This window comes from Roseomonas gilardii subsp. gilardii (assembly GCF_023078375.1).
GTDB classification, from domain to species: domain Bacteria; phylum Pseudomonadota; class Alphaproteobacteria; order Acetobacterales; family Acetobacteraceae; genus Roseomonas; species Roseomonas gilardii.
On record NZ_CP095554.1, the window covers coordinates 903,992 to 929,808 of the forward strand.

Sequence of the window (25,817 nt, forward strand, 5' to 3'; positions counted from 1 at the left end):
TGTCCCTATCGCCGGCCGGCCCGGGCCGATTGCGCGGCGGCCTCGGCGCGCAGCATCTCCAGGAACCGTGCCGCCAGCACGGCGAGGGGCCGGCCGGGCGGCGCCAGTACGTTCACCGGGAATTCCACCGTCGGCTCCAGCGGGCGCAGCACCACCCGCCCGGCGAACTGCGTGGCCGTGATGGTCTCCACCACGGTGAAGCCCAGCCCCTCCGCCGCCATGGCGCAGGCCGCCGCGGCGTTCTGTGTCTCGGCCACCGGGATGGGCGCCACGCCGTGCCGCTCGAAGAGCTCGTCCACCAGATCGCGCAGACGGTACTGGCGCCCGAGGGAGATGCAGGGTTCCCCCTGAAGCTCCGAGAGCGTCACGCGCCGCCGCCGTGCCAGACGGTGTCCTGGCGGGAGGACGAGGATGCCGGGCAGGCGGATGGGCTCCGCCACGGCGCTGGCCGGGGCGGAGGAGAGCGGCAGGGCGAAGCCGAGATCGGCCAGCCCGCCCGCCACCATCTCATGCACCTCCAGCGAGCTGGCCACCGTCACCGAGACGCGAAGCTGCTGCACCTGCTTCGCGAAACGGGCCAGCAGGCCGGGCACGAAGCTGAAGCCGAAGGAGGGCAGGGCGGCCACGCGCAACTCCCCCATCCCGGCGCTGCGCATATCATTGGCGATCCGGTCCATGCGGCGGGTGGCCGCGAAGAAGCGCTCCACCTCCGCCTCGAAGCGCCGCGCCTCATGCGTCGGCGTCAGGCGGCGGCGGCTGCGGTCGAACAGGGCGAGCCGCGTCTCCTCCTCCAGCGCCCGCAGCAGCTTGGTCACGGCAGGCTGGGACAGGCTCAGCATCTCCGCGGCGCGCGTGACCGAACCGCCCTGCATGACGGCACGGAATGCTTCCAGCTGGTGCAGCCGGCGGGGTGTCATGGCGGGTTCGCTACCTGTAGGAATGAAATCGCGAGGAATATGAATTTGCGCTTCCATTCTCGCCAATGCCAGCCTGAAAGGCATGCGGGGCCGATCCGGTGCCGGGATGCATGGGTTTTGAGCGATACGCCTTTCGCAGATGCAGCAAAGGATCGGGCCTCCGAGGGTGGCAGGAGGGAAGACAACAATGATGCGCAGACTGCTTCTGGCGGCGACGGCCCTGATGGGGGCGGCGATCGGCGCGGCGGGCACGGCCTCGGCGCAGGACCGGCTGGTGGTGGCGGCCTATGGCGGCTCCTACGAGAAGATCATGCGGGACAACGTGATCCCGGAATTCGAGAAGGCGAACAACGTCAAGGTCGATTACCTCGCCGGCAATTCCTCGGACAGCCTGGCGCGGCTGCAGGCCCAGCGCGGGCGGCAGGAGATCGGCGTCGTCCTGCTGGATGACGGGCCGATGGCCCAGGCCGTCTCGCTGGGCTTCTGCCAGAAGATCACCGACCAGAAGGCGCTCGGCAGCATCTATCCCATCGCGGTGATGGGTGACGGCAAGGCGGTGGGCACCGGCTTCGGCTATACCGGCATCGCCTACAACGCCGACCTCTTCAAGAAGCGCAACCTGCCGGTGCCTGCCTCCTGGATGGATCTGGCGAAGCCGGAATACAGGCAGCGCCTCTCCATTCCCGGCATCGACAACACCTATGGCCTGCACACGCTGGTGATGATGGCCCGCGTCAATGGCGGCGGCGAGAACGACATCGCCCCTGGCTTCAAGGCGATGCGGGAGAAGATCAACCCGAACGTGCTCGCCTATGAGAGCAGCCCGGGCAAGATGAGCGAGATGTTCCAGTCCGGCGAGATCTGGCTTTCCGTCTGGGGCTCCTCCCGCGTCGCGGCGATGAAGGAATCCGGCTTCCCGCTGGAGATCGTGCGGCCCAAGGAAGGCGCGGTGGTGCTGATGACCGCGACCTGCGCCGTGGAAGGCGCGCCGAAGCCGGAGCTGGCGCAGAAATTCGTCGCCCACCTGCTCTCGCCCGCCGTGCAGGTGGCCTTCTCCACCTCTTACGGCTCCGGCCCCACCAACAAGGAGGTCAAGCTGCCCGAGGATGTCGCGAAGCGCGTCATCTATGGCGAGGACCAGGTGAAGCAGCTCGTCACCATGGACTGGGACGTGATCAACAAGAACCGCACCGAGTGGACGCGCCGCTGGCAGCGCGAGGTCGAGCGCTGAGCATGGCATCCGCCTTTCTGGAGCTGGACGGGGTCGGCAAGCAGTATGGCCCCGTCACGGCGGTGCATGAGGTGACCATCCGCGTGGCCCAGGGGGAGTTCCTGGGCCTGCTCGGCCCCTCCGGCTGCGGCAAGACCACGACCTTGCAGATGATCGCGGGCTTCGAGGCGCCGAGTTCCGGCCGCATCGTGCTGGAGGGCCGCGACCTTGCCGCCGTGCCCGCGGCGAAGCGTGGCATGGGCATCGTCTTCCAGTCCTACGCGCTCTTCCCTCACATGACGGCGGCGGAGAACGTCGCCTTCGGGCTGGAGATGCGGAAGGTGCCGAAGGCGGAGCGCGCGAAGCGGGTGCGCGAGGCGCTGGACCTCGTCCATCTCGCGCATCTGGCCGACCGCTTCCCGCGCAACATGTCGGGCGGGCAGCAGCAGCGCGTGGCCCTGGCCCGCGCCCTGGTGATCGAGCCGCGCCTGCTGCTGCTGGACGAGCCGCTCTCCAACCTCGACGCCAAGCTGCGCGAGGAGATGCAGGTGGAGCTGCGCGAGCTGCAGCGCCGTGTCGGCGTCACCACCGTCATGGTGACGCATGACCAGCACGAGGCCATGGCGCTCTGCGACCGCGTGGCGGTGATGCAGGCCGGGCGGCTGATGCAGATCGACGAACCCTGGCGCGCCTATGAGGAGCCGGCGGGCGAGTTCGTCGCCGACTTCCTGGGCCGCAGCAACCGCCTGCCGGCCCGCGCCACCGGTCAGGGCGAGGCCGAGGCCGGCGGGCACCGCTTCGCCCTGCCGCCGGAACTTGCCGCCGCCCCCGGCGACATCCTGCTGACCATCCGGCCGGAGCGCCTGCGCCTGCGCCCCGCCACCGAGCCCGGGCTGCGTGGGGAGGTGCATTCGCGCGTTTTCCTCGGCGGCTCCTGGCTCTACCGCATCGATACGGCGCTGGGCGCGGTCATGGTGACGGCGCAGAACACCGGCGCCGCGCCGGTGGAGGAAGGCTCCCCCGTTTCCCTGGACTGGGACGCGCACAGCCTGCGCCGCCTCTCCGCATCAAGGGGGGCGGCATGAGGCGGCGCCTGTCCGCGCCGCTGCTGCTGACGCTGCCCTCGGGCCTCGTCTACGCGCTGGTGCTGCTGTTGCCGCTGATCGGCGTGGCGGTGCTCAGCCTGCAGGGCTTCGACTTCGACAAGGGCATCCTGCCGCGCTGGAACCTGGCCAACTACGCCGACCTCGCCACTGATTCGCTGTTCCGCGAGGTGCTGGAGCGCACCTTCCGCCTCTCCGTCATCACCACCGCCATCTGCCTGCTGATCGGCGTGCCGGAGGCCTGGATCGTCCACCGCATGGCGCCGCGCTGGCGCGGGCTGATGCTGCTCGTCGTGGTCGGGCCGCTGCTGGTCTCCGTCGTGGTGCGGACCTTCGGCTGGATGGTGCTACTCGGCACCAACGGGCTGATCAACGACGCGCTGGTGGCCATCGGCATTCCCGGCGCGCCCTTCCGCCTGATGTTCACCGAGCTCGCCATCGTCATCGGCCTCGTCCATGTCATGGTGCCGCTGGTGGTACTCTCCGTCTGGGCCAGCCTGGGGCGGCTCGATCCGGCCCTGGCCCGCGCGGCGGAAAGCCTGGGCGCCGGGCGCCTCACCACCTTCCGCCGCGTCATCCTGCCCAACATCATGCCGGGCGTGCTGGGTGGCGCGCTGATGGTCTTCTGCCTCTCCGCCTCCGCCTTCGCCACGCCCGCCATGCTGGGCGGCAAGCGGCTGCGCGTGGTGGCCAGCATGGCCTATAACGAGTTCCTCAACACGCTGAACTGGCCGCTGGGCGCCGCGATCGCCGTGCTGCTGCTCTTCGCCATCCTGCTCTGCACGCTGCTCTGGACACGGCTGGTGGAACGCCGCGCCCTGCGCCGGCTGGGGGCCGGGGCATGAGCCGCAACGGTCCGCTCGCGCTCGCCTTCCACGGGCTCTTCATCGCCTTCATCCTGGCGCCGCTGGTGGTCGTGGTCCTGGTCTCCTTCACCGACAAGGGCTTCATGGCGATGCCCTTCGACGGCGCCTCGCTGCGCTGGTACCGGGCCATCGCCGGCAATCCGCAGTTCCTGGACAGTTTCTGGGTCAGCCTGCGGCTCGGCCTCGTCTCGGCCACGCTCTCCGCCCTGATTGCCGTGCCGGCGGCGCTGGCCATTGCGCGCGGGCGCTTCCCCGGCCGCGACGCCATCGCGGCCTTCCTGGTCTCGCCCCTGATGATCCCGCATGTCGTGCTGGGCGTGGCGCTGCTGCGCTTCTTCTCCGGCCTCGGCCTCGCGGGTTCCTTCGCCGGGCTGGTGGCGGCGCATCTGATCGTGGTGACGCCCTATATGGTGCGGCTGGTGACCGCCGGCCTCGCCGGTCTCGACCCGCGCGTCGAGCGCGCCGCCGAGAGCCTGGGCGCCGGGCGTGCCACGGTCTTCCGCCGCATCACCCTGCCGCTGATCCTGCCCGGCGTGGCGGGGGGCTGGATCCTGGCCTTCATCACCAGCTTCGACGAGCTGACGGTGAGCCTCTTCCTCGCCTCGCCCTCCTCCACGCCACTGCCGGTGCGCCTCTTCACCTATATCGACCAGATGACGGACCCGCTCGTGGCCGCCGTTTCCGCCGCGCTGATCGGGCTGACCGCGCTGGTGCTGGTGGTGCTGGACCGGTTCTACCCGATCGACCGGCTGCTGACCGGGAGCGCCGGTGATGCGGGCCGTGATGTCCGGCGCCGCGCCGTCCCGGGGGCAAGGCTCCGCCTTTCCCCCGGACCCCCTATCCGCCAGGAACCTGGTCAAACGTATACGTTTGACCCTGGACCTTCCGTTCGCTGGCTTTCGCTGTGGCCGGATCGCGCCGAAGGGTGAGGCCCTTCGGCGACCGCCACTGCCACGCGCGCGGAAGCCGATTTGTTCTTTCCATAAGCACCGCCTGTCCGCCGAAGCGCCGGACATGCATCCGGACCGGGCGTTCCAGGCGGTGCCAACGCCAGGCGGGGTCCGGGGAGACACTGTCTCCCCGGCGGAGGGGGACCGGGGGAGGCAGCGCCTCACCCGGGGCCTGACCACCGGGCATCTCCGCCGCAGCAAGGACGACAACCGATGAGCACCCACGACGCGATCGTGGTGGGCGGTGGGCTGGTGGGCACCGCCATCGCCTATGGGCTGGTGAAGCAGGGGCTCTCCACGCTGCTGCTGGATGAGGGCGACGTCGCCCACCGCGCCAGCCGTGGCAATTTCGGCCTGGTCTGGGTTCAGTCCAAGGGGCTGGGCGCGCCGCATTACCAGCGCTGGACGCGCGGCTCGGCCGAGGAATGGCCGGCGCTGGCACAGGAGCTGGCGGCGCGCACCGGGCTCGACACGGCGCTGCACCAGCCGGGCGGGCTGCATATCTGCCTCTCCGAGGAGGAGTTCGAGAAGCGCGGCGAATACATGGCGCGGCTGCAGCGGGAGGCCGGGAATCTCGGCCTGGAATACCGGATGCTGCGCCATGCCGAGGTGAAGGAGATGATGCCCGGCATCGGCAGGGCGGTGGTGGGGGCGAGTTGGACGCCCTATGACGGCCATGCCAGCCCGCTCTACCTCCTGCGCGGGCTGCACACCGCCTTCCGCGAGGCCGGGGGCGTGTACCAGCCGAATGCGAAGGTGGAGGAAAGCACCGCCGCGCCGGGCGATTTCTCGGTGACGGCGGGGGGGCGGGACGCACCGCGCGCCGCGCCTCGTGCTCGCCGCCGGGCTGGGCAACCTGGAACTGGCGCCGCGCTTCGGCCTGTCCGCCCCGGTCCGGCCGCAGCGGGGTGAGGTGCTGGTGACGGAGCGCACCCGCATGCTGCTGCCCATGCCCACCACCACGGTGCGTCAGACCGGCGAGGGCTCGGTGATGATGGGCGACAGCAAGGAGGAGGCGGGCTACGACAGCCTGACCCAGACGCCCGGCATCATGCGCGGCATGGCGCGGCGCGCGGTGCTGTCCTTCCCCTGGATCGCCGAGCTGAACATCGTGCGCGCCTGGTCGGCGCTGCGCATCATGTCGCCGGACGGGCTGCCGATCTACGAGCAGTCGGGGCGTTTCCCCGGCGCTTTCACCGCCAACTGCCATTCCGGCGTCACCCTGGCCGGGGCGCATGCCAACCGGCTGGCCCCGATGATCGCCGCCGGCGAGCTTCCGCCGGAGATGGCCCCTTTCAGCGCGAGGCGTTTCAACGATGTTCGCACAGCGGCCTGAGGCCCGCGCACCGGGCGCGGCGCAGGTGGAGGTTTTCGTGGACGGGCGCAGCGTACGGGTGCCGGAGGGCGCCTCCGCCGCCGCCGCCGTGCTGCTGGCGGGCATTCCCGCCATCCGCAGCACGCCGGTGAAGGGCTCGCCGCGCCTGCCCTATTGCATGATGGGCATCTGCTTCGACTGCCTCGCCGAGATCGATGGCGTGGCCAACCGGCAGTCCTGCATGGTGACGGTGACGCCGGGCATGCGGATCGTGCCGCAGCAGGGCGCGCGCCGGGCGCGGCCGGAAATGGCGGGGGAGGACGCGTGATGGCGACCGATCCCAATGTCGATCTGGCCATCGTGGGTGCTGGCCCGGCCGGCATGGCGGCTGCCATCGAGGCGGCGTCGCTGGGCCTTTCCGTCACCGTGCTGGACGAGCAGCCGGCGCCGGGCGGGCAGGTCTTCCGCGCCGTGGAGGCCGCCTTCGGCGACCCGGCGCTCCAGGGCGAGTTCGCCACTCAGGGGGCCGCGCTGGCCCGCCAGTTCCGCGCCGCGCAGGGCATCGGCTATCGCCCTTCCACCACGCTCTGGCATCTCGACAAGGAGGCCGGGCTGCTGTCCGTGCTGCATGGCGGCGCCTCCTCGGAGATCGAGGCGCGGCGTGTGCTGCTGGCGACCGGGGCGCAGGAAAGGCCGGTGCCGATCCCCGGCTGGACGCTGCCGGGCGTGATGGGCATGGGGGCGGCGCAGATCCTGCTCAAGACCGCGGGCGCGGTGCCGCAGGGGCCGGTGGTGCTGGCCGGACAGGGGCCGCTCACCTGGCTGCTGGCGGTGCAGCTCCTGCGCGCCGGGGCCGGGCCGGTGACCCTGTTGGAGACCGCGCGCGGCGGCACGGCCGGGGCCGGGCTGCGGCATCTCGGCGGGCTCTGGGGTGGCCGCAAGCTGCTGTTCAAGGGCCTGGCCCTGGTGCGGGAGGCGAAGCGGCGGGGGCTCAAGCTGGTGCGCAACGCCCGCGACCTGCGCGCCGAGGGCGAGGCGCGGGTCGAGCGTGTGCGCTGGAACGGCGGCAGCCTGCCTTGCGACACGCTGCTGCTGCATGAGGGCGTGATCCCCTCCACCCATATCTCCCGCGCCATCGGGCTGGAGCACCGCTGGGACGCGGCGCAGCTCTGCTGGCGCCCGGTGCTCGATGCCTGGGGCGCCAGCAGCCATGAGCGCATCGCCATCGCGGGCGATGGTGGCGGCATCGGCGGCTGGGAAGCAGCGGTGGCGACCGGGCGTCTGGCGGCGCTGGATGCCGCGCACCGGCTGGGCCGGCTTTCCGCGGCGGAACGCGACCGGCGTGCCGCGCCGCATCACGCTGCCCTCGCCGCCGCGCTTTCCCTGCGTCCCTTCCTCGACGCGCTCTATGCCCCGGCGCCGGAGGTGCTGGCGCCGCGCGACGACGGCACGATCGTCTGCCGCTGCGAGGAGGTCACCGCCGGTCAGGTGCGTCTTGCCGCCCGGCTGGGCGCCACCGGGCCGAACCAGGCCAAGGCCTATCTCCGCGCCGGCATGGGCCCCTGCCAGGGGCGCATGTGCGGCACCACCGTGGCCGCGCTGATCGCGGCGGAACGCGGCATCTCGATCGAGGAGGCGGGGACGCTGCGCCCCCGCGCGCCCTTCAAGCCGATGACGGTGGGCGAGCTTGCCGCCCTGCCGCCGGAGGAGGTGGCCTGAGCCCGCGCCGCCCGTCGCCCCATGGCGGCGGCATGGGCCAGGAGCATCTCCTGCTGACCGGGCGGCCGGATGCGCCGCCCGGAATTCCTGTCACCAACCGAAAGTCATTCCATGATCCGACGCCATGCCCGCACCCCCATCATGCACCGCGTGGTGGAGCATAACGGCGTGCTGTATTTCGGCGGCATCGTCGCCGATGACCGTTCCCTGTCCATGCAGGGCCAGACCGAGCAGATCCTGGCCAGGATCGGCAAGCTGCTGGAGGAGAATGGCAGCGACAAGGGCAAGCTCCTCGCCGCCACGCTCTACATCACCGACATGGCGCTGAAGGACGAGATGAATGCTGCCTGGACCGCTTGGTTTGGCGCGGAGGATCTGCCGACCCGCGCCACCATCGGCGTGGCCGATCTCGGCCCCAACACGCTGATCGAGGTGGTGGTCACCGCCGCGCGCGACTGACCGGCAGCACCCCGCGCCCGGCTGAACCCCGGGGGCGAGGTGCTGCCTCGCCTCCAGAACCCCGGTTCAGCCTGCCGCCGCCATCACATGAGTCCTGGCGGCAGGGGGAGCCGTCGATCAGGCGCTTGTAGCGGAAGGGCGTCGGATCGACGATCGGCGCGTCGCCCGCCACCAGATCCGCCGCCAGCCTGCCGGCCCCCGGCCCGATGCCGAAGCCATGGCCGCTGTAGCCGGTGGAGAGGGTCAGGCCGGGCAGCTTCTCCACCGGAGAGATCACCGGCACCGCATCGGGCATGAAGTCGATCCAGCCGCCCCAGGCATTCTTCATCCGGATCCCCGCCAGGGCCGGATAGGCTTCCACGAGCTGCTTCAGCGCCTCATCCACCGTGCCGATATCGGGTGCGGGGTCGAAGACGCGCATGCGCTCGAAGGGGGTGGGCTTGTCCGTGCTCCAGCGGCCCAGCGCCTCCGGCCCTTCCAGGAAGGAGCGGCCGATGCTGATCTTCACGCCGCCCGCGCGCCGCTTCTGGAAGGCCGGCCAGAACTTGCGGGCGTAGCGTAGCCCCTGCGGCGTCAGCTCCACCAGTCCGCGCCCGCGGATGGAGACGGTGTAGCCTCCATCCAGCCGCCGCCGGATGACGAAGCCCGGGGTGGAGAGGCCGCCCGCCGTCACCTCCGGTGCCTCGGTGGTGGAAAAGGCGGTGGAGCGCGCCCCGGCCTGCGGCAGGTCGATGCCCAGGCTTCGGCAGAACATCGAGGACCAGGCACCGCCGGCGAGCAGCACGGCCTGGGTGCGGATCGTGCCCTTCTCGGTGACCACCGCCGAGACGCGCCCGCCCTGGGTTTCCAGCCCGCGCGCGGCGCAGCCCTGGTGGATGGTGACGCCCCGCCGCCGCGCCGCCTCGGCCAAGGCGGGGGCCGCCTTGGAGGGTTCGGCCCGGCCATCGGTCGGCGAATGCACGCCGCCGATCCACGTCTTCGTGCAGCCCGGCGTCAGCGCATTCGCTTCCTCGGCGGTCAGCATCCGGCTGTGCACCTGGTATTCGCGGGCGAGGTTCGACCACTCCTCCCATTCGTCCAGGTCGGACTGCTTGTCCGTGGTGTAGATCAGCCCGGTGCGGCGGAAGCTGACATCGGCGCCGATCTCCTCGCTCAGCCGTCCCCAGAGCTCCAGGCTGTACTTGATCAGCGGCAATTCCCGCTCGTCGCGATTCTGCTGCCGGCACCAGCCCCAGTTGCGGCTGGACTGCTCGCCCGCGATCACGCCCTTCTCGATCAGCGCGACCGAGTGCCCCTTCCCGGCGAGGTGCCAGGCCGCGGAAACGCCGGCGATGCCGCCGCCGATCACCACCACATCGGCGGCCTCCGGCAGCTTCGGGTCACTCTGGACTTGATCGACGGGCGGCGACATGGGCGGCGTTGTCCTGGATGCGAGGGAGGAGAAGGGAAAGCCTTCAGCCGGCGGCCTGCAGGCTGAGGTCGTCGCGGATGCAGGCCGTGAGGTGGCCGGGCGTGACCTGCCGCAGCGGCGGCCGCTCCACCGCGCAGGCGGGGAGGGCATAGGGGCAGCGCGTGCGGAAGGAACAGCCGGACGGCGGGTTCAGCGGGCTCGGCACGTCACCCGTCAGCACGATGCGCTTGCGGCGGCGCGTCGGGTCGGGATTGGGGGCGGCGGAGAGCAGGGCCTCGGTATAGGGATGGCGCGGCGCGGTGAAGAGCAAGCGCGTTTCCGCGATCTCCACCAGCCGGCCGAGATACATCACCGCCACGCGGTCGGACATGTGCCCCACCACGGCGAGGTCATGCGCGATGACCAGCATGGTCAGGCCCAGCCGGTCGCGCAGCTCCAGCATCAGGTTCACCACCTGCGCCTGGATGGAGACGTCGAGCGCGCTCACCGGCTCGTCCGCCACGATGAAGTCCGGGCGCGTCACCAGGGCGCGCGCCAGGCCGATGCGCTGCCGCTGCCCGCCCGAGAATTCATGCGGGTAGCGCTGTGCGTGCTGCGGCAGCAGGCCGACGAGGCGCAGCGCTTCCTCCACCTTCTCCATCCGCTCCGCCTGCGTCGCGCCGATGCCGTGGATCTCCAGCGGCGAGGCGACGATCCGCTCCACCGTCATGCGCGGGTTCAGCGAGGCATAGGGGTCCTGGAAGACCAGCTGCATCTGCCGCCGCAGCGGGCGCAGCCGGGCACGCGACAGGGTGGTGATGTCCTCGCCCTTGAAGCGGATGCTGCCCTCGGTCGGCTCCAGCAGGCGCAGCGCGGTGCGGCCCACCGTGCTCTTGCCCGAGCCGGATTCGCCCACGAGGCTCAGGATCTCCCCCGGGCGGATGGAGAAGGAGAGCCCGTCGATGGCGCGAAGCTGCTGCCGCCCCCGTCCGAAGAGCCCGCCGCCCACCGGGAAATGCTTGCGGAGGTCCCGCACCTCCAGCAGCGGTGCCGTCGCGCTCATGCGGCATCCTCCGGCGTGCCGTGGCCAGCCCCTTGGCCAGCGAGCGTTCCCGCCAGTGCGCGCCAGCGGAAGCAGCGGCTCAGATGCCCGCCGCCGGTTTCCTCCAGCGGCGGCACCGCGCGGTCGCAGGGATCGGGCAGGTGGTAGGCGCAGCGCGGGGCGAAGGCGCAGCCCGGTGGCGGCTGGCGCGGATCGGGCACCTGCCCGGGAATGGCGAAGAGCGGCTCGCTGCGCTGCCCCGCGAGGTCGAGGCGCGGCACGGAGCGCATCAGCCCGGCGGTATAGGGTATGCGCGGGCTCTGGAAGAGCGGCAGCAGGTCGGCCTGCTCCACCACCCGCCCCCCGTACATCACCATCACCCGATCCGCGATTTCCGCCACCACGCCGAGATTGTGGGTGATGAAGATCATCGCCATGCCCGTCTGCTTCTGCAGCCGGGCAAGGAGTTCCAGGATCTGCGCCTGGATGGTGACGTCCAGCGCCGTGGTCGGCTCGTCGGCGATCAGCAGCTCCGGCCCGCAGGACAGCGCCATGGCGATCATCGCCCGCTGCCGCATGCCGCCGGAAAGCTGGTGCGGATAGGCGGAGAGGCGGCGCCGGGGATCGGGGATGCCCACGAGGTCCAGCAGCTCCGCCGCCCGGTCCTCGGCGGCACGGCGGGAGATCCTCTCGTGAAAGCGGATCGCCTCCGCGATCTGCGCGCCGATCGTGTGCACCGGGTTGAAGGAAGTCATCGGCTCCTGGAAGACCATGGCGACCCTGGCGGTGCGCATCGCCCGCATCTCCTCCTCCGGCAGGCCGAGGAGATCCACCATGCCGCCACCCTTCCGCCGCAGCAGCACCTGCCCTTCCACCCGGCAGGCGGGGGCGGGCGGCGTCAGGCGCAGCAGGGCCAGGCTGGTGACGCTCTTGCCAGAGCCGGACTCCCCGACCAGCGCCAGGGTCTCGCCCCGGCGCACCTCGAAGGACACGTCCTGCACCGCCGGCAGGGCGCCGAAGCGGACGCCGAGCCCGCGCACCTCCAGCACGTTCTCCGGCACGTTCTCCGGCGCCGGGGCCGTGCCGGCATCCGGCGTGCCGGCGAGATCGACCACCGCCGTCACCGCCCCGCCGCCCGCGGGTCCAGCGCATCGCGCAGCCCGTCGCCCAGGAAGTTGAAGCAGGTCACCGTCAGCGCGATCACCGCCCCGGGGATGATGGCGAGCCAGGGCGCGCTGCCGAGATAGGTCTGCGCGTTGTCGAGCATGTTGCCCCAGCTCGGCGTCGGCGGCTGGATGCCATAGCCCAGGAAGCTGATATAGGATTCCGCCAGGATCGCATGCGCGACGTTCAGCGTGGCCGAGACCACGATCGGCGCCAGCGCGTTGGGCAGCAGCTCCCGCAGCATGATCCGTGCATCGCCCGCGCCGCTCGCCTCCGCCGCCACGGCGAAGTCGCGCTCGCGTAGCGCGCGGATCTGTGCCTCCACGATGCGCGCCACCTCCATCCACGCGGTCAGCGCGATCAGGATGATGATGCTCACCACGTCCGGCTGCACGAAGGCCGCCAGGGCCAGGAGCAGGAAGATGCTGGGGAAGCAGAGCATCGCATCGACGAAGCGCATCAGCACCGCGCCCACCACCCCGCCATAGAAGCCGGCGATGAGCCCGACGCTGATGCCGATCAGCATCGACAGCGCCATGGCGGCGAAGCCCACGGCCAGCGAGATCCGCCCCGCCATCAGCAGCCGCGCCAGCGTGTCGCGGCCGAGCTGGTCGGTGCCCAGGACATGCGGGCCGGCGAAGGGCGGTGCGAAGCGGGCGCGCAGGTCGATATAGAGGTCGTCATAGGGCAGCAGATGCGGCCCGAGGACGCAGAGCAGCACCAGCAGCAGGATGGTGACGGCGCCGAACAGCGCCAGCCGGTGCCGCAGGAAGCGGCGCAGCGCCGGGTTGCCGGAGCGGCGGGCTGGGGTGGCGAGGGCGCCGGCCGTGGCTTCGCTGGGCATGGCGCGGCCCCCTATTTCAGCCGCAGGCGCGGATCGGCCACGCCATAGAGCAGGTCCGCCATCAGGCTGCCCAGCAGCACCAGCACCGCGGTGAACATCAGGATGCCCATCACCACCGGATAGTCGCGGTAGCTGATGGAATCGAGGAAGAGCCGCCCCATGCCCGGCCAGGTGAAGACGGTCTCTGTCACCAGCGCGCCCCCCAGCAGGTTCGGCAGTTGCAGCCCGGCCATGGTGATCATCGGCAGCAGCGCGTTGCGCACCGTGTGATGCAGCAGGATGCGCCGCTCCGGGATGCCCTTGGCCCGCGCGGTGCGCACGAAATCCTGGTGCAGCACGTCGATCATGGAGGAACGCATGTAGCGGCTCCAGATCGCGGTGGAGACCAGGGCCAGCACCAGGGAGGGCGCGATCAGGTGGTGCAGCTGGTCGAGGAGGGAGCCGTCGCCCATCGTGTAGCGGTTGCCTGCCGGCAGGATGTCGAGATGCACCGAGAAGAGGAAGATGACCACCAGCCCGAACCAGAAGGTCGGGATGGAGAGTGCCACCATCGAGCCCACCGTCACCAGCATGTCGAAGAAGGAGTAGCGCCGGATCGCGCTGAGCACACCGAGCCAGCAGCCCAGCAGCATGGCGATCAGCGTGGAAGTGACCATCAGCTCCAGCGTCGCGCCGAGATGCGAGCCGATCACGGCGAGCACGGGCTGCTGGTCGCGGTAGGAGCGGCCCCAGTCGCCCGTCAGCATCCGCCCCAGCCATTCCAGGTACTGCACCGGCAGGGGGCGGTCGAGGCCGAGCTGGCGCTCGACCCGGGCGATGTCCTCCGGCGACATCTCGCCGCCCGACATGAACTGCGACATCGGCCCGCCGGGTGCCAAATGCAGGATGGCGAAGCCGATCATCGAAACCAGCAGCAGCAGGACCAGCGACTGCAGCAGGCGCAGGGTGAGGTAGCGCCTCATCGGGTGCCGCCCCCCGTCTCAGCCCCCACTGCTCAGCGGGCCCAGTACCAGGTGGCCATGTTCCAGCAATTGGACTGCACGTTGATGTTCGGCTTGTAGCCGATCAGCCCTTCCTTGAGCCCCTCCACCGGCGCGGGCTGGTAGATCGGCAGGATCGCCAGGTCGTCGCGCACCAGGGCCTGCACCTTCTGGTAGGCGGCGCGGCGCTCCTCGCGGTCGAAGGTGGTGGTGGCTTCCTCCAGGAGCCTGTCCACCTCCGGATTGGAATACTGCATGGTGTTGTAGCCGGCGCCGCCCTTGGCGGGGATGGCCTTGCTGCTGAAGCGGAAGGCGCAGTCCGGGTCGTTGCCCGTCTGGTAGGTGGCCGAGACCAGCACCGACTGGTACTTCGACATGGTGAAGAAATCGCCCCAGATCACCGCCGCCGGCATGTTGGCGATCTTCATCGAGATGCCGATATTCTGCCAGTCCTGCGCCAGGAGCTGCTGCACCTGTTCGCGCAGCGGGTTGCCGGCGGTGGTGGAGGAGTTGAACTCCAGCCGCACGCCGTTCTTCTCGCGGATGCCGCGGGCGCCGCGCTTCCATCCCGCCTCGTCGAGCATCTTGTTGGCGGCGGCCGGGTCGTAGCGATGCGTCGGCAGGTCCGCGTTGAAGGCCCAGGACTGGCGCGGATAGAAGGATTCCGTGGGCTTGGGCAGGCCGTAATAGACGATGTCCGTGATCGCCTGCTTGTTGATCCCGTGATACAGCGCCTGCCGCACCGTCTTGTCGGCGAGCGCGGGGAATTCCAGGTTCGGCGCGATCGCCTCCACCTGTTGGCTGGGATTCACCGAGAGCACGAGGCCCTTCAGCTTCTTCGCTTCCTCGTAGAAATTCGCGAGGATGCCCTGGATGCTGGCATGGTCGATCTGGCCGGTGCGGAACTGGGTGTAGAGCACTGTCAGGTCCGGGATGTACTTGAAGACCACCCGCTCCAGATACGGGCCCGTGCCGTGGTACCTGGTGTTGGCGAGCAGGGTCAGGTGGTCGCCCGGCACGCGCTCCCCCCAGCGGAAGGGGCCGGTGCCGACCGGCGCGTTGACGAAGGGCGCGGTGTTGGGATCGGAGGCCGAGGCGAGCAGGTGCTTCGGCACGATGAAGGTCCAGGCCAGCAGCGACAGATAGGGCGAATACGCCTTCTCCATCCGCCAGGAGATCTCGTGCGGCCCCTTGATCGCGATGTCGCGGACCAGATTGGCGCCCAGCCGTGTCCGCGCCCGGAAGGCCGGATTGTTCAGCAGGTCGATGGTGAACTTCACATCCTCGGCGGTGAAGGGCGTGCCGTCATGCCAGGTGACGCCCTCCTTCAGCTTGATCGTCCAGGACAGGCCGTCCCTGGAGATGCCGCCATTCTCGACGGAGGGGACTTCCTTCGCCAGGGCCGGCGTCAGGTTGCCTTCGGCATCGACGCCCCAGAGCGGGTCGAAGAGGCTCCACCAGACGCCCTGGTCCACCTCGATGGCCGGCATCAGCGGGTTGAAGACGGTGGGTTCCTGCGACAGGCCGACCACCACCTGTCCACGCGGCGCGGAAGGCGGTGGCGGGACGTTCTGCGCCCGCGCGCCGGCAAAAGCGAAAGGCATCGCGGCGCCCGCTCCGAGAAGGATGCGGCGCGGTAGGCCAAGGCTGTTTTCGCGCGAGCGAGACATGACGGATCCCCATCCGTTGCTTCCGCCGGCGACTGGTCAGGCTCCCGAAAGCTTGGCCGCCTCTTTCCGTTGATCCCTTGGATAAGAAATCCCGGCCGGCGTTGTTGGAAGCGAGCTTGGGCGTGATGCCGCAGGACTGTCAATCCGAGCACGCCGTGGAATTCCGCCCTGACGGGGCAAGCGCCGGAAGCTTTCCGCCCACTTTTCAGTCCATGCGCCCACATCGTCGGCATCTGCGCAAAGTGAAAACAGGCTTGACCGGGAAGCGCATCATAGAGAACATATTTGAACTAATCGATCAAATTTGAAAAAGTCGGCCTCGTGGTTGCGACGTCCCGGAAAGGAGCGGACATGCCAGGATTCCCCATCGGAATCATCGGCGGCGGCATTGGCGGCCTCGCCGCCGCCATCGCCTTGCATCAGGCCGGGCACGAGGTCCTGGTCTTCGAGCAGGCGCGCCAGTTCTCCCGCGTCGGCGCCGACATCAACCTGACGCCCAATGCCGTGCGCGCCCTGGACGGGCTCGGCATCGGCGCGGCGCTGCGCGAGCATGGCGCCCGCCCGACGCATCGCGTCAGCCGCAACTGGGACACGGGCGAGGAAACCTCCGTCCTGGCCATGTCCGGCGAAGCGGAGGCGAAATACGGCGCCCCGCAGCTCACCCTGCACCGCGCCGACCTGCTGCGCGCGCTGGAGGCGGCGCTGCCCGCCGAGCGCATCCGCCTCAGCCGGCGCGCGACCGCGATCCGGGAGGACGAGGCGGGCGTGCATCTCGCCTTCGCCGATGGCACGCAAGCCTGCGTCTCGGCGCTGATCGGCGCGGATGGCATCCATTCCGTGGTGCGCGCCGCCCTGTTCGGCGAGGAGCAGCCGCGCTTCACCGGCGTGGTCGCCTATCGCGCCGTGATCCCGCGCGACAGGCTGGACCTGCCCGGGCTCGACCGCTTCACCAAGTGGTGGGGCCCGAATGCCGCGAGCCAGATCGTCACCTTCCCGATCAGCGCGGGGCGCGAGACCTTCATCTTCGCCACGACACCGCAGGAAAGCTGGCGCGAGGAATCCTGGACCACGCCCGGCAGCGTCGAGGAGCTGCGCGCCGAATATGCCGGCTACCACCCCGAGGCGCGGGCGCTGCTGGCAGCCTGCGACAGCGTGCTCAAGACCGCGCTTTACGAGCGCGATCCGCTGCCCGCCTGGTCGCGCGGCCGCATCACCCTGCTCGGCGATGCCTGCCACCCGATGATGCCCTTCATGGCGCAGGGCGCCGGCATGGCGGTGGAGGATGCGGTGGTGCTGGCCCGCTGCCTGGACGCGGGCGCCGGCGACATCCCGGCCGCCCTGCGCCGCTACGAGCAGGCGCGCATGGCCCGCACCGCCGAGATCCAGGTCGCCTCGCGTGGCAATGCCTGGCTGCGGGCCGGCGGCAATGCGGACTGGGTCTATGGCTATGACGCCTGGACCGTGCCGCTCGACCCCGCGCCTGCGGCGGCGGCGTGATGCCGGTCAGGGCTATGGAGGGGGGCACGGAGCAGGCACCGGAACATCTGATCTCTCCGGTGCAGCGGGCCGTCCGGCTGATGGAATACATCGCGGCGGGCGGCCCGACCGCGAATCTCAGCGAGGCGGCGCGGCGCACCGGCATCAATCGCGCCACGCTGGCGCGGCTGCTGGACACGCTGGAATACGAAGGCGTGCTGGAACGCGCCCAGGGGGGCGAGTTCCGCCTGGGCCTGCGCTTCCTGGGCCTCGCCGCCTCCGCCCTGGCCTCGCGCGATCTGGTGTCCCTGGCGCGGCCGGTGCTGGCGCGGCTGGCGGCGGAAACCGGGCTTTCCTCCTATCTCGTCGTGCTCAGCGGCGGGGAGGCGCTCTACCTCGCCCGCGAGATGCCGGACACGCCGCTGGTCAGCCATATCCGGATCGGCAGCCGCGTGCCGGCGCACCTGACCACGCCGGGCCGCGTGCTGCTCGCGCCGCTGACGCCGGCCGAACGGCGCGCGCGCCTCGGCCTCGATCCCCTCCCCACCGCCACGCCGCATTCCCCCGCCACGCATGCGGCCCTGGACGCCGTGCTGGCCGAGGACACGGCGCGCGGCTGCGCCTGGAGCTTCTCCGCCTATGAGCCCGGCGTGGATTCCTGCGCGGCCGTGGTGCGGGGCCAGGGGGATGGGGCCATTGCCGCGCTCAGCCTTGCCGGGCCCGCCGCGCAGTTCGGTCGTGCGGCGTTCCGGGCGGAGGTGGAGCGACAGGTGAAGGGTGCGGCGGCGGAACTGTCGCGGCTGATGGGGGCCGGCGCTGGCGCCGCGCGAGAGGTTTGAGAATCATGCGACGCAGGAATCTGCTTCTCGCCGGCATGGCCGGCACCCTCGCCCCGGCCTGGAGCGGAAGGGCGGCGGAGACGCCGCCGGCGGAGGACCTGTTCCGCGTCACCGTGCTCGGCTCCGGCACGCCCGTTCCTTCCGCCGAACGCTTCGGCAATGCCACGCTGGTGGAATGCGGCGGCCAGCGCCTGCTGTTCGATTTCGGGCGCGGCTGCACGATCCGGCTCTGGCAGTTGCGCATCCCGCTCGGCAGCATCGATGCGCATTTCCTGACCCACCATCATTCCGACCATACGGTGGGCCTGCCGGATCTCTGGCTGACCGGCTGGCTGCGCCCGCCCTATGGCCGCCGCAAGCATCCGTTCCTGCTCTACGGGCCGCCGGGCACCGAGGCGATGGCGCGGGGCCTTCGCGCGGCCTATGCCGCCGATATCGACACGCGGCTGGCGGATGAGCGGAACCCGGAGGAAGGCATCCGCATCGATGCCCATGACGTGGCGCCGGGGCTTGTCCATGAACGGGACGGGCTGCGTGTCCTGGCCTTCGCCAACGATCACGGCGACAAGGTGAAGCCGTCCTACGGCTACCGCATCGAGTATCGTGGCCGCGTCGCGGTCCTGGCCGGCGACACGCGCTACAACGGAGAGGTCGTGCAGCAGGGGCGGGGCGCGGATCTCTTCCTCCATCCCGTCACGCTGATTCCGGAGGCGTTGCTGGCGGCCGATCCGGCCTATCACGCCGTCTACAGCCATCTTGCCTCGCCCACTGATGCGGCGCGCGCCTTCCGGGAGGCGAGGCCCCGGCTGGCCGCGCTCTACCATGTCGGGCTGAATGGGGATGCGACGCTGGCCGATCTCCGCACCGCCATCCGCGCGGGCTATGACGGCCCGTTGGCCATCGCATCCGACCTGACCGGCTTCGTGATCACCCGGGACGCCGTTTCGGTCGTCCAGCGCGATGCGGGCTGACCCAGGCGGCCGCCATGAAAAAGGGGAAGGGCCGAAGCCCTTCCCCCGATCCCGGGTCCTGATCTCCCCGGAGGTCCGGGCTCAGAGCCCGGCCTGGGAGACGAACTTGGTGTTCAAGTAGGATTCCAGCGCCTCGATGCCGCCCTCGGAGCCGTAGCCGCTGTCCTTGATGCCGCCGAAGGGCACTTCCGGCAGGGCGAGGCCCAGGTGGTTGATGGTCATCATGCCGGATTCGACCTTGTCGCCCAGCGCCTGCGCCGTCTTGGCGGAGCGAGTGAAGGCATAGGAGGCCAGGCCGAAGGGCAGGCGGTTGCCTTCCTCGATGGCCTCGTCGAAGTCGCGGAAGGGCACCATCAGCGCCAGCGGGCCGAAGGGCTCCTCGTTCATCGCCCGCATCTCGCGCGTCACGCCGGTCAGCACCGTGGGCTCGAAGAAATAGCCCTTGTTGCCGATGCGGTTGCCGCCGGTGCGGACCTCGGCGCCCTTCTGCTTCGCGTCGTTGATCAGCCCCTCGATGGCGGGGATGCGGCGCTCATTGGCCAGCGGGCCCATGGTGACGCCTTCCTCCAGCCCGTTGCCCACCTTGGCGGCGGCGAGATGGCCGGAGAACTGCTCGACGAACTGGTCGAAGATCTTCTCCTGCACCAGGAAGCGCGTCGGGGAGACGCAGACCTGGCCCGCGTTGCGCAGCTTGGAGGTGGCGAGCGTCCTGGCCGCGAGGCCCACATCCGCGTCGTCGAAGACGAAGGCCGGGGCATGGCCGCCGAGCTCCATCGTCGCGCGCTTCATGTACTGCCCGGCCAGGGCGGCAAGCTGCTTGCCCACCGGGGTGGAGCCGGTGAAGGTGATCTTGCGGATCACCGGGTGCGGGATGAGGTATTCCGAGATCTCCGCCGGCACGCCATAGACGAGGCCGATCACGCCGTCGGGGATGCCCGCATCGGCGAAGGCGCGGATCAGCTCGGCCGGGGAGGCCGGGGTCTCCTCCGGTGCCTTGACGATGATCGAGCAGCCGGTGGCCAGCGCCGAGCAGAGCTTGCGCACGATCTGGTTGATCGGGAAGTTCCAGGGTGTGAAGGCGGCGACGGGGCCGACCGGCTCCTTGATCACGAGCTGGTACACGCCCTCAGCCCGGGCGGGGACGACGCGGCCATAGGTGCGGCGGCCTTCCTCGGCCAGCCAGTCGGCGGTGTCGGCGGCGCCCATCACCTCCATCTTCGCCTCGGCCAGCGGCTTGCCCTGCTCCATGGTCATGATGCGGGCGATCTTGTCGGCCCGCTCGCGCAACAGGTTCGCCGCCTTGCGGATCAGCTTGTAGCGTTCGAAGGCCGAGGTGGCGCGCCAGGTGCGGAAGCCCTTCGCCGCGGCTTCCAGCGCCTCGTCCAGGTCGGCGCGGGCGGCATAGGCCACGGTGCCGATCGTCTCCTCGGTGGCCGGGTTGATCACCGGCTCCTTGCGGCCGCCGGTCGCGGCACGCCAGGTGCCGTTGATGAAGAGCTGGACGTCCGGATACATGTAGTCCTCCGTCGAAGTGGTTAGGGCCCAAATGGGGCCGCATCGCCCCGGATTAACCCCCAGGCTGGCGGCGGGGTGTCATCCCCGGGAAAAGGTCATACCTTCCCGGCGCGGGAGATCCTGCGGACCTCCCACCATCCGGGCCTCCCCGCAAGGGGGAGGCTCAGGCCGCCTGCTTCTCGGCCGCCGCCTTCTCCTCCGGCCGCACGTGGCTGTAGCGGGCAAGGCTGAGATCGGCGCTGTCGATCTCCGGCGTCCGGCCGGACACGAGATCGGCCAGCAATCGCCCGGAGCCGCAGGCCATGGTCCAGCCCAGCGTGCCGTGGCCGGTATTGGTGAAGAGGTTGCCGAAGGGGGTGGCGCCCACGATCGGCGTGCCGTCCGGCGTCATCGGCCGCAGCCCGGTCCAGAAGCTGGCCTTGCTCAGGTCGCCGCCCCTGGGGAAGAGGTCATGCACCGAATGTTCCAGCGTGGCGCGGCGCGGCTGGCGCAGCGTCAGGCTGAACCCGGCCAGCTCCGCCGTGCCGCCGACGCGGATGCGCTCGCCGAGGCGGGTGATGGCGACCTTGTAGGTTTCGTCCATCACGGTGGAGACGGGGGCGCCGTCCGGATCGGTGATCGGCACGGTGATGGAATAGCCCTTCACCGGATAGACCGGCAGGTTCATCCCGAGCGGCCGCAGCAGCGCGGCGGAATAGCTGCCGAGCGCCACGACATAGCGGTCGGCGGTCAGCCTGCCGGCATCGGTCACGACGCCGGTGACGCGGCTGCCCTCGGTGTCCAGCATCCGGACCGTGGTGCCGTAGCGGAAGGCCACGCCCATGCTCTCGCAGATCTTCGCGAGCCGCTGGGTGAACTGGTGGACGTCGCCCGTCTCGTCCTGCGGCAGGTACAGGCCGCCCACCATCTTCTCGCGCACCAGGCCGAGGGCGGGTTCCTTGCTCACGCAGCCGGCGGCGTCCAGCACCTCATAGGGGATGCCGTACTGGTCGAGCACGCCCGTGTCGTCCCCGACATGGTCGAGCTGCTTCTGCGTGCGGAAGACCTGCAGCGTGCCGCGCTGCCGGTCGTCATAGGTGATGCCCGTCTCGGCACGCAGGGCGGTCAGGGATTCGCGGGCATATTCCGCGATGTGCACCATGCGGCTCTTGTTGAGGCGGTAGGCTTCCTCGTTGCAGTTGGCCAGCATCTGCGCCAGCCACCAGCCGAGCCGCGCGTCCGGGCGCGGCCAGATCACGAAGGGGCGGTAGCGCATCATCAGCCATTTCAGCGCCTTCAGCGGGATGCCCGGCCCGGCCCAGGGCGAGGAATAGCCGTAGGAAAGTTGCCCCGCATTGGCGAAGGAGGTCTCCATCCCCGCCGTGGGCTGGCGGTCGATGACCGTGACCTCGTGGCCGGCCCTGGCGAGGTAATAGGCCGAGGCGGTGCCGACCACGCCGCTGCCGAGGATGAGAACCTTCATGACGGACCTGAACTCCCGACGGGCCCGGTGGGCCCCTGTTGATGCCGCCCGCGTGGGGCGGGGCCGTTTCCTGCGGAGGCCGGCCCCCAGGGATGCCTGGAGGGAGGCCGGCGGGTAGCCTCAGCCGCCGGCATAGCGGCGGTGGTAGCGCTGGCCGAGGCCGGTCAGGATTTCGTAGGGGATGGTGCCGGCGGCCTCGGCCACTGCCTCCAGATCGTGATCCGGCCCGATCAGTTCCACCGTGTCGCCGGGGTGCAGCGCATCCTCCGGCAAGGCGCTGGCATCGAGCACGATGCTGTCCATGGAAACACGCCCCAGGACCGGCATCGGCACGCCCTTCCACATCGCCCGCCCGCGGTTGCTGGCGCTGCGCAGGAAGCCGTCGGCATAGCCGACCGCGATGGTGGCCAGCCGACTCGGCGCCCGCGTCGTGAAGCTATGGCCATAGCCCACCGCCGTGCCCGCCGGGACGCTGCGCGTCTGCACCACGCGCGCATCCAGCCGCAGCACCGGGCGCAGCGGGTTCTCCCCGCGCGGCAGCGGCGCCACCCCGTGCAGCGCCACGCCAGGGCGCACGAGGCCGCCATACCAGGGACGGCCGAGGAAGATACCGGAGGAGGCGGCGAGGCTGGTGGGCAGGCCCGGCGGCAGCAGGCGGCGCATCGCTCCGAAGGCTTCGAGCTGTGCCGCATTGGCCGGATGCCCCGGCTCGTCGGCGCAGGCGAGATGGCTCATCACCCGCGCCAGCTCCACCGCGCCCAGGTCGCGGCCATCCTCGACCAGCCGCGCCAGATCCGCGGCGGAGAAGCCGAAGCGCGCCATTCCCGTATCGAGCTGCAGCCAGGCCGGCAGGCGCCGCCCCTCGGCCCGCGACAGCGCGGCCCAGCCGGCCACCTGTTCCGGCCCGTTCAGCACGGGGATCAGCCCATGCGCCAGCGCGTCCCGCTCGGTGCCGGCGAAGAGGCCGTGCATCACATGGATGCGCGCCTCCTCCGCCCCGGGCAGGCCGCGCAGGTCCTGCCGCAGGGCGATCCCTTCCTCCAGATGCGCCACGAAGAAGTCGCGACATCCCTCGGCGAGCAGGGCCGGGCCGACCAGCGCGGCCCCCAGCCCATAGGCATCGGCCTTCAGCACCGCACCGCAGGCATCGGGCGCCACGTGGTCGCGCAGCCAGCGCCAGTTGGCGCGGATCGCTCCCAGGTCGATGGTCAGGATCGCGCCGGCCGCTGGCCAAAGCCTTTCCCGGGCAGGGCTGTGCATGCCACCTGTCTCCGAATCAGCGGAGGTCATGAAAGCAAGATTCTGGCCAGGAGAGGCCGGCATGTTCATGCGAAGAGTCGAAGATCCTGCGATCCGGTGCTAGGAATTCCGCAGAATCTGCACCAGCCTGAAATTTCCTGCCCCATGCTCCTGGACAGCCTCGACGAGCGCATCATCCGCCTGCTCCGCGCGCAGGGGCGCATCAGCAATGCCGATCTGGCGGAGGCGGTCGGTCTCTCCCCCTCCGCCTGCCTGCGCCGGGTGCGGCAGCTCGAGGCGAACGGGGTGATCCGGGGCTATACGGCGATCCTGGACGACCGCCGGACCGGGCGCGGCACGGTGGTGATCGTGCAGATCACGCTGGAACGGCAGACCGACGACTGCCTCGGCCGCTTCGAGCAGGCGGCGCGCAAGCATGCCGAGATCCGCGAGTGCTATCTGATGACCGGCGCCTCGGACTACCTGCTGCGCATCGTGGTGGAGGATGCGGCGGATTATGAGCGTCTGCACAAGGAGGTGCTGTCCCGCCTGCCCGGCGTGGCGCGCATCCAGTCGAACTTCACCATCCGCACGGTGATCCGCCCAATCGACATGTGAGGGGCGACATGTGAGGGGCGACATGTGAGGGGCGCCCCGCGGGGAGGGGGCCGGGAAAAGCGGGGCAGACCCCCGGCAGGAGAGGATGTCTCCCCTGGATTCATGACCCGGCCCATGGGAGGAAACAGGCATGGAAGATCCGGTTCTGGTGGAAGTCACGCGCGGCCCCGAGGTGGAGTCGCGCCATGCGGGGGCCTTCGCGGTGGTGGATGCGGGGGGCGGGCTCGTCCTCTCCGCCGGCGATGTCGAGCGGCCCGTTTTCCCGCGCTCGGCGGTGAAGGTGATCCAGGCCCTGCCGCTGATCGAAAGCGGCGCGGCCGATCGTTTCGGTCTGACCGAGGCGGAGCTGGCGCTCGCCTGCGCCTCCCATTCCGGCGAGCCGCTGCACGCCCAGACCGCCGCCGCCATGCTGCGCAAGGCGGGGCAGGATGCGGGCTGCCTGGAATGCGGCATCCACTGGCCCAGCAATGTCCAGGCGGCGCGGGACCTGGCGCGTTCGGGCGCCGAGGCGACGGCCCTGCACAACAACTGCTCCGGCAAGCATGCGGGCTTCGTCTGCACCGCCTGTGCCCTGGGGGTGGATGTGGCGGGCTATGTCCGCCCCGACCACCGGGTGCAGCAGGAGGTGAAGGCGGCGCTGGAGGATGTGACCGGCACCACGCTGGATGCGGCGCGGCGCGGGACCGACGGCTGTTCCATCCCGACCTATGCCATTCCGCTCCGCGCCCTGGCCCATGGCTTCGCGCGGATCGGCACCGGCCACGGCTTCGGGCCGGCCCGCGCCGCGGCGGCGAAGCGGCTGCGCGCGGCGGTGGCGGCGAACCCCTTCCTGGTCGCGGGCACCAAGCGGGCCGACACCGTCATCATGGAGGCGCTGGGCGAGCGCGCCTTCACCAAGGTCGGGGCCGAGGGCGTCTTCTGCGCCGCTCTGCCGGAACAGGGCCTGGGCATCGCCATCAAGTGCGACGACGGCGCCGGCCGCGCGGCGGAGGTGGTGCTGGCCACGCTGCTGCTCCGCCTCCTCGACCCCGGGGAAGCGGCCCGCAACGTCCTTGCCCCGCTCGCCAACCCGGTCCTGCGCAACTGGAACGGCATCGAGGTCGGCACCCTGCGGCCGGCGGCCGCCCTGGCCTGATCCGGATGGCGGCTTCCGCCGTCCGTCGTCATGTCTGAGGTTGCGCTGTCCCGGGGGACAAGGCTCCGCCGTCGACGCAGTGCGTCGACCCCCCGTGCCCCCTGATCCGCCAGGAACCTGGTCAAACGTATACGTTTGACCCTGGACCTCCCACTCGCTGGCTCCTGCTGAGGCCGGATCACGCCGGAGAGCGATGCTCTCCGGCGACTGTGGCTGCCACCAGCGCGGACAAGGATTCTTTCTTTTCGGGCACCCCACTGATCCACTTGCTCCCAGGGACCGGGCCGGGGAACAACGGAGTGGGGGTCCGGGGGCGAGGCGGAGCCTTGCCCCCGGCGGCCAGCCACAAGCGGAACGCGGGAGCAGCAGAGAGGGGCGGATCAGCCCTCTGTCAGCCGGTCGCGCAGATGGGCCAGGAGGCGTGCCACGGCGGCATCCGGCGTGCCGTCATTGACAATGCGCAACTCGGCCGGCGGCCCGTCCAGCACCGGGGCGCGGCGCAGGCGCAGGGCGACATCCCCGTCCTCCGCCCGGGCGCGGCGGGCGAGGCGCTGTTCCAGGATCTCGGGTGGTGCCGTGATTTCCACCACGCTCACGGCGGGCAGCCGTTCCCGCGCCAGCGGCACCACGGCGCGCGAGACGTTGCACAGCACCAGCTTCCCCGTCCGCGCGGCCAGGGCCGCCTCCGCCGGGATGCCGTAGCAGAGCCCGTGCGCCCGCCAGGACAGGGCGAAGGCGCCCGCCGCCTCGGCGCGCTGGAAGGCCGCCTCGTCCAGGCTGTCATGCGCCTCCCATTCCGAGGCGGGGCGCGTCACCACACGCCGGGGGAAGAGCAGGCGCGGCTCCCCTTCCAGCGCCGCGCGGGCACCGGCGATCACCGTGTCCTTGCCGGCGCCGCTCGGCCCGACCACCAGCACGAAGCCACCCCGCATG

Annotated in this window: 25 protein-coding genes; 14 read left to right on the forward strand and 11 right to left on the reverse strand. The window is 70.6% G+C overall.

Annotated features, from left to right (window positions below):
- Nucleotides 1–5: 5 nt before the first annotated feature.
- Entirely contained in the window at nucleotides 6–917 is a 912-nt protein-coding gene (locus MVG78_RS04170; RefSeq protein ID WP_247558461.1) for a LysR substrate-binding domain-containing protein, read from the reverse strand.
- A 187-nt stretch (nucleotides 918–1,104) separates the two neighbouring features.
- On the opposite strand from MVG78_RS04170, the gene MVG78_RS04175 reads away from it, so the two are divergent.
- From MVG78_RS04175 to MVG78_RS04210, 9 genes are all read left to right on the forward strand, one after another.
- Nucleotides 1,105–2,148, forward strand: coding sequence for an ABC transporter substrate-binding protein (locus MVG78_RS04175; RefSeq protein ID WP_247558463.1), 1,044 nt, complete (start codon nucleotides 1,105–1,107; stop codon nucleotides 2,146–2,148).
- A gap of 2 nt (nucleotides 2,149–2,150) precedes the next feature.
- The gene (locus tag MVG78_RS04180; protein ID WP_247558465.1) at nucleotides 2,151–3,212 is read left to right on the forward strand and encodes an ABC transporter ATP-binding protein; all 1,062 of its coding nucleotides are present in this window, start codon (nucleotides 2,151–2,153) and stop codon (nucleotides 3,210–3,212) included.
- Nucleotides 3,209–4,075, forward strand: coding sequence for an ABC transporter permease (locus MVG78_RS04185; RefSeq protein ID WP_247558467.1), 867 nt, complete (start codon nucleotides 3,209–3,211; stop codon nucleotides 4,073–4,075). The genes MVG78_RS04180 and MVG78_RS04185 overlap by 4 nt, the downstream gene beginning before the upstream one ends.
- Nucleotides 4,072–5,025 carry an ABC transporter permease gene (locus MVG78_RS04190; RefSeq protein WP_247558469.1) on the forward strand — a complete coding sequence of 318 codons (954 nt, stop codon included), beginning with the start codon at nucleotides 4,072–4,074 and terminating at the stop codon, nucleotides 5,023–5,025. Before MVG78_RS04185 ends, MVG78_RS04190 begins: the two co-directional genes overlap by 4 nt.
- A gap of 234 nt (nucleotides 5,026–5,259) precedes the next feature.
- On the forward strand, nucleotides 5,260–5,958 hold the full coding sequence (locus tag MVG78_RS21470) for an NAD(P)/FAD-dependent oxidoreductase (RefSeq protein ID WP_282615047.1): 699 nt from the start codon (nucleotides 5,260–5,262) through the stop codon (nucleotides 5,956–5,958).
- A complete protein-coding gene (locus tag MVG78_RS21475; RefSeq protein ID WP_282615048.1) occupies nucleotides 5,879–6,382 on the forward strand; it encodes an NAD(P)/FAD-dependent oxidoreductase in 504 nt (167 codons plus the stop codon). The genes MVG78_RS21470 and MVG78_RS21475 overlap by 80 nt, the downstream gene beginning before the upstream one ends.
- A gap of 37 nt (nucleotides 6,383–6,419) precedes the next feature.
- Complete coding sequence (locus tag MVG78_RS04200; RefSeq protein ID WP_428480744.1) at nucleotides 6,420–6,689, forward strand: (2Fe-2S)-binding protein; 270 nt, start codon at nucleotides 6,420–6,422, stop codon at nucleotides 6,687–6,689.
- Nucleotides 6,689–8,080, forward strand: coding sequence for an FAD/NAD(P)-dependent oxidoreductase (locus MVG78_RS04205; RefSeq protein ID WP_247558473.1), 1,392 nt, complete (start codon nucleotides 6,689–6,691; stop codon nucleotides 8,078–8,080). Before MVG78_RS04200 ends, MVG78_RS04205 begins: the two co-directional genes overlap by 1 nt.
- A 111-nt stretch (nucleotides 8,081–8,191) precedes the next feature.
- Nucleotides 8,192–8,539 (forward strand): RidA family protein, encoded by a 348-nt coding sequence (locus MVG78_RS04210; RefSeq protein ID WP_247558475.1) that lies wholly within the window; start codon nucleotides 8,192–8,194, stop codon nucleotides 8,537–8,539.
- Here the strand turns inward: MVG78_RS04210 and MVG78_RS04215 are convergent.
- From MVG78_RS04215 to MVG78_RS04240, 6 genes are read right to left on the reverse strand one after another with little or no spacing between them, the layout of a single operon-like run.
- The gene (locus MVG78_RS04215; RefSeq protein ID WP_247558477.1) at nucleotides 8,520–9,950 is read right to left on the reverse strand and encodes an NAD(P)/FAD-dependent oxidoreductase; all 1,431 of its coding nucleotides are present in this window, start codon (nucleotides 9,948–9,950) and stop codon (nucleotides 8,520–8,522) included. The genes MVG78_RS04210 and MVG78_RS04215 overlap by 20 nt on opposite strands.
- A 43-nt stretch (nucleotides 9,951–9,993) precedes the next feature.
- Entirely contained in the window at nucleotides 9,994–10,992 is a 999-nt protein-coding gene (locus tag MVG78_RS04220; protein ID WP_247558479.1) for an ABC transporter ATP-binding protein, read from the reverse strand.
- Nucleotides 10,989–12,032, reverse strand: coding sequence for an ABC transporter ATP-binding protein (locus MVG78_RS04225; protein ID WP_247560307.1), 1,044 nt, complete (start codon nucleotides 12,030–12,032; stop codon nucleotides 10,989–10,991). Before MVG78_RS04225 ends, MVG78_RS04220 begins: the two co-directional genes overlap by 4 nt.
- A 59-nt stretch (nucleotides 12,033–12,091) precedes the next feature.
- Complete coding sequence (locus tag MVG78_RS04230; RefSeq protein WP_247558481.1) at nucleotides 12,092–12,979, reverse strand: ABC transporter permease; 888 nt, start codon at nucleotides 12,977–12,979, stop codon at nucleotides 12,092–12,094.
- A gap of 11 nt (nucleotides 12,980–12,990) precedes the next feature.
- Nucleotides 12,991–13,941 carry an ABC transporter permease gene (locus MVG78_RS04235; protein WP_247558482.1) on the reverse strand — a complete coding sequence of 317 codons (951 nt, stop codon included), beginning with the start codon at nucleotides 13,939–13,941 and terminating at the stop codon, nucleotides 12,991–12,993.
- Nucleotides 13,942–13,973: 32 nt separating this feature from the next.
- The gene (locus MVG78_RS04240) at nucleotides 13,974–15,563 is read right to left on the reverse strand and encodes a peptide ABC transporter substrate-binding protein (protein WP_247558484.1); all 1,590 of its coding nucleotides are present in this window, start codon (nucleotides 15,561–15,563) and stop codon (nucleotides 13,974–13,976) included.
- Nucleotides 15,564–15,980: 417 nt separating this feature from the next.
- On the opposite strand from MVG78_RS04240, the gene MVG78_RS04245 reads away from it, so the two are divergent.
- Genes MVG78_RS04245 through MVG78_RS04255 form a run of 3 tightly spaced genes read left to right on the forward strand, consistent with a single transcriptional unit; the run spans nucleotide 15,981 to nucleotide 18,915 of the window.
- Nucleotides 15,981–17,126, forward strand: a complete 1,146-nt coding sequence (locus MVG78_RS04245; protein WP_247558486.1) for an FAD-dependent monooxygenase — start codon at nucleotides 15,981–15,983, stop codon at nucleotides 17,124–17,126.
- 59 nt (nucleotides 17,127–17,185) lie between these two features.
- Nucleotides 17,186–17,944: an IclR family transcriptional regulator gene (locus tag MVG78_RS04250; protein ID WP_247558488.1), complete on the forward strand. Its 759-nt coding sequence runs from the start codon at nucleotides 17,186–17,188 to the stop codon at nucleotides 17,942–17,944.
- Between the two features lie 5 nt (nucleotides 17,945–17,949).
- Nucleotides 17,950–18,915: an MBL fold metallo-hydrolase gene (locus MVG78_RS04255; RefSeq protein WP_247558490.1), complete on the forward strand. Its 966-nt coding sequence runs from the start codon at nucleotides 17,950–17,952 to the stop codon at nucleotides 18,913–18,915.
- Nucleotides 18,916–18,996: 81 nt separating this feature from the next.
- On the opposite strand, the gene MVG78_RS04260 is transcribed toward MVG78_RS04255, so the two are convergent.
- The 3 genes from MVG78_RS04260 to alr form a co-directional block, all read right to left on the reverse strand.
- Nucleotides 18,997–20,430: an NAD-dependent succinate-semialdehyde dehydrogenase gene (locus MVG78_RS04260; protein ID WP_247558492.1), complete on the reverse strand. Its 1,434-nt coding sequence runs from the start codon at nucleotides 20,428–20,430 to the stop codon at nucleotides 18,997–18,999.
- Nucleotides 20,431–20,593: 163 nt separating this feature from the next.
- A complete protein-coding gene (locus MVG78_RS04265) occupies nucleotides 20,594–21,892 on the reverse strand; it encodes a D-amino acid dehydrogenase (RefSeq protein ID WP_247558494.1) in 1,299 nt (432 codons plus the stop codon).
- Nucleotides 21,893–22,012: 120 nt separating this feature from the next.
- Nucleotides 22,013–23,152 carry an alanine racemase gene (alr, locus tag MVG78_RS04270; protein ID WP_247558496.1) on the reverse strand — a complete coding sequence of 380 codons (1,140 nt, stop codon included), beginning with the start codon at nucleotides 23,150–23,152 and terminating at the stop codon, nucleotides 22,013–22,015.
- Between the two features lie 144 nt (nucleotides 23,153–23,296).
- Here alr and MVG78_RS04275 point away from each other — a divergent pair, with 144 nt between their 5' ends.
- Both MVG78_RS04275 and MVG78_RS04280 read left to right on the forward strand, forming a co-directional pair.
- Nucleotides 23,297–23,749: an Lrp/AsnC family transcriptional regulator gene (locus MVG78_RS04275; RefSeq protein ID WP_145137192.1), complete on the forward strand. Its 453-nt coding sequence runs from the start codon at nucleotides 23,297–23,299 to the stop codon at nucleotides 23,747–23,749.
- Between the two features lie 130 nt (nucleotides 23,750–23,879).
- Nucleotides 23,880–24,884, forward strand: a complete 1,005-nt coding sequence (locus tag MVG78_RS04280; RefSeq protein ID WP_247558497.1) for an asparaginase — start codon at nucleotides 23,880–23,882, stop codon at nucleotides 24,882–24,884.
- 380 nt (nucleotides 24,885–25,264) lie between these two features.
- Here MVG78_RS04280 and phnN read toward each other — a convergent pair whose 3' ends face one another.
- Nucleotides 25,265–25,816, reverse strand: coding sequence for a phosphonate metabolism protein/1,5-bisphosphokinase (PRPP-forming) PhnN (gene phnN, locus MVG78_RS04285; protein ID WP_247558499.1), 552 nt, complete (start codon nucleotides 25,814–25,816; stop codon nucleotides 25,265–25,267).
- Between the last annotated feature and the right edge of the window lies 1 nt (nucleotide 25,817).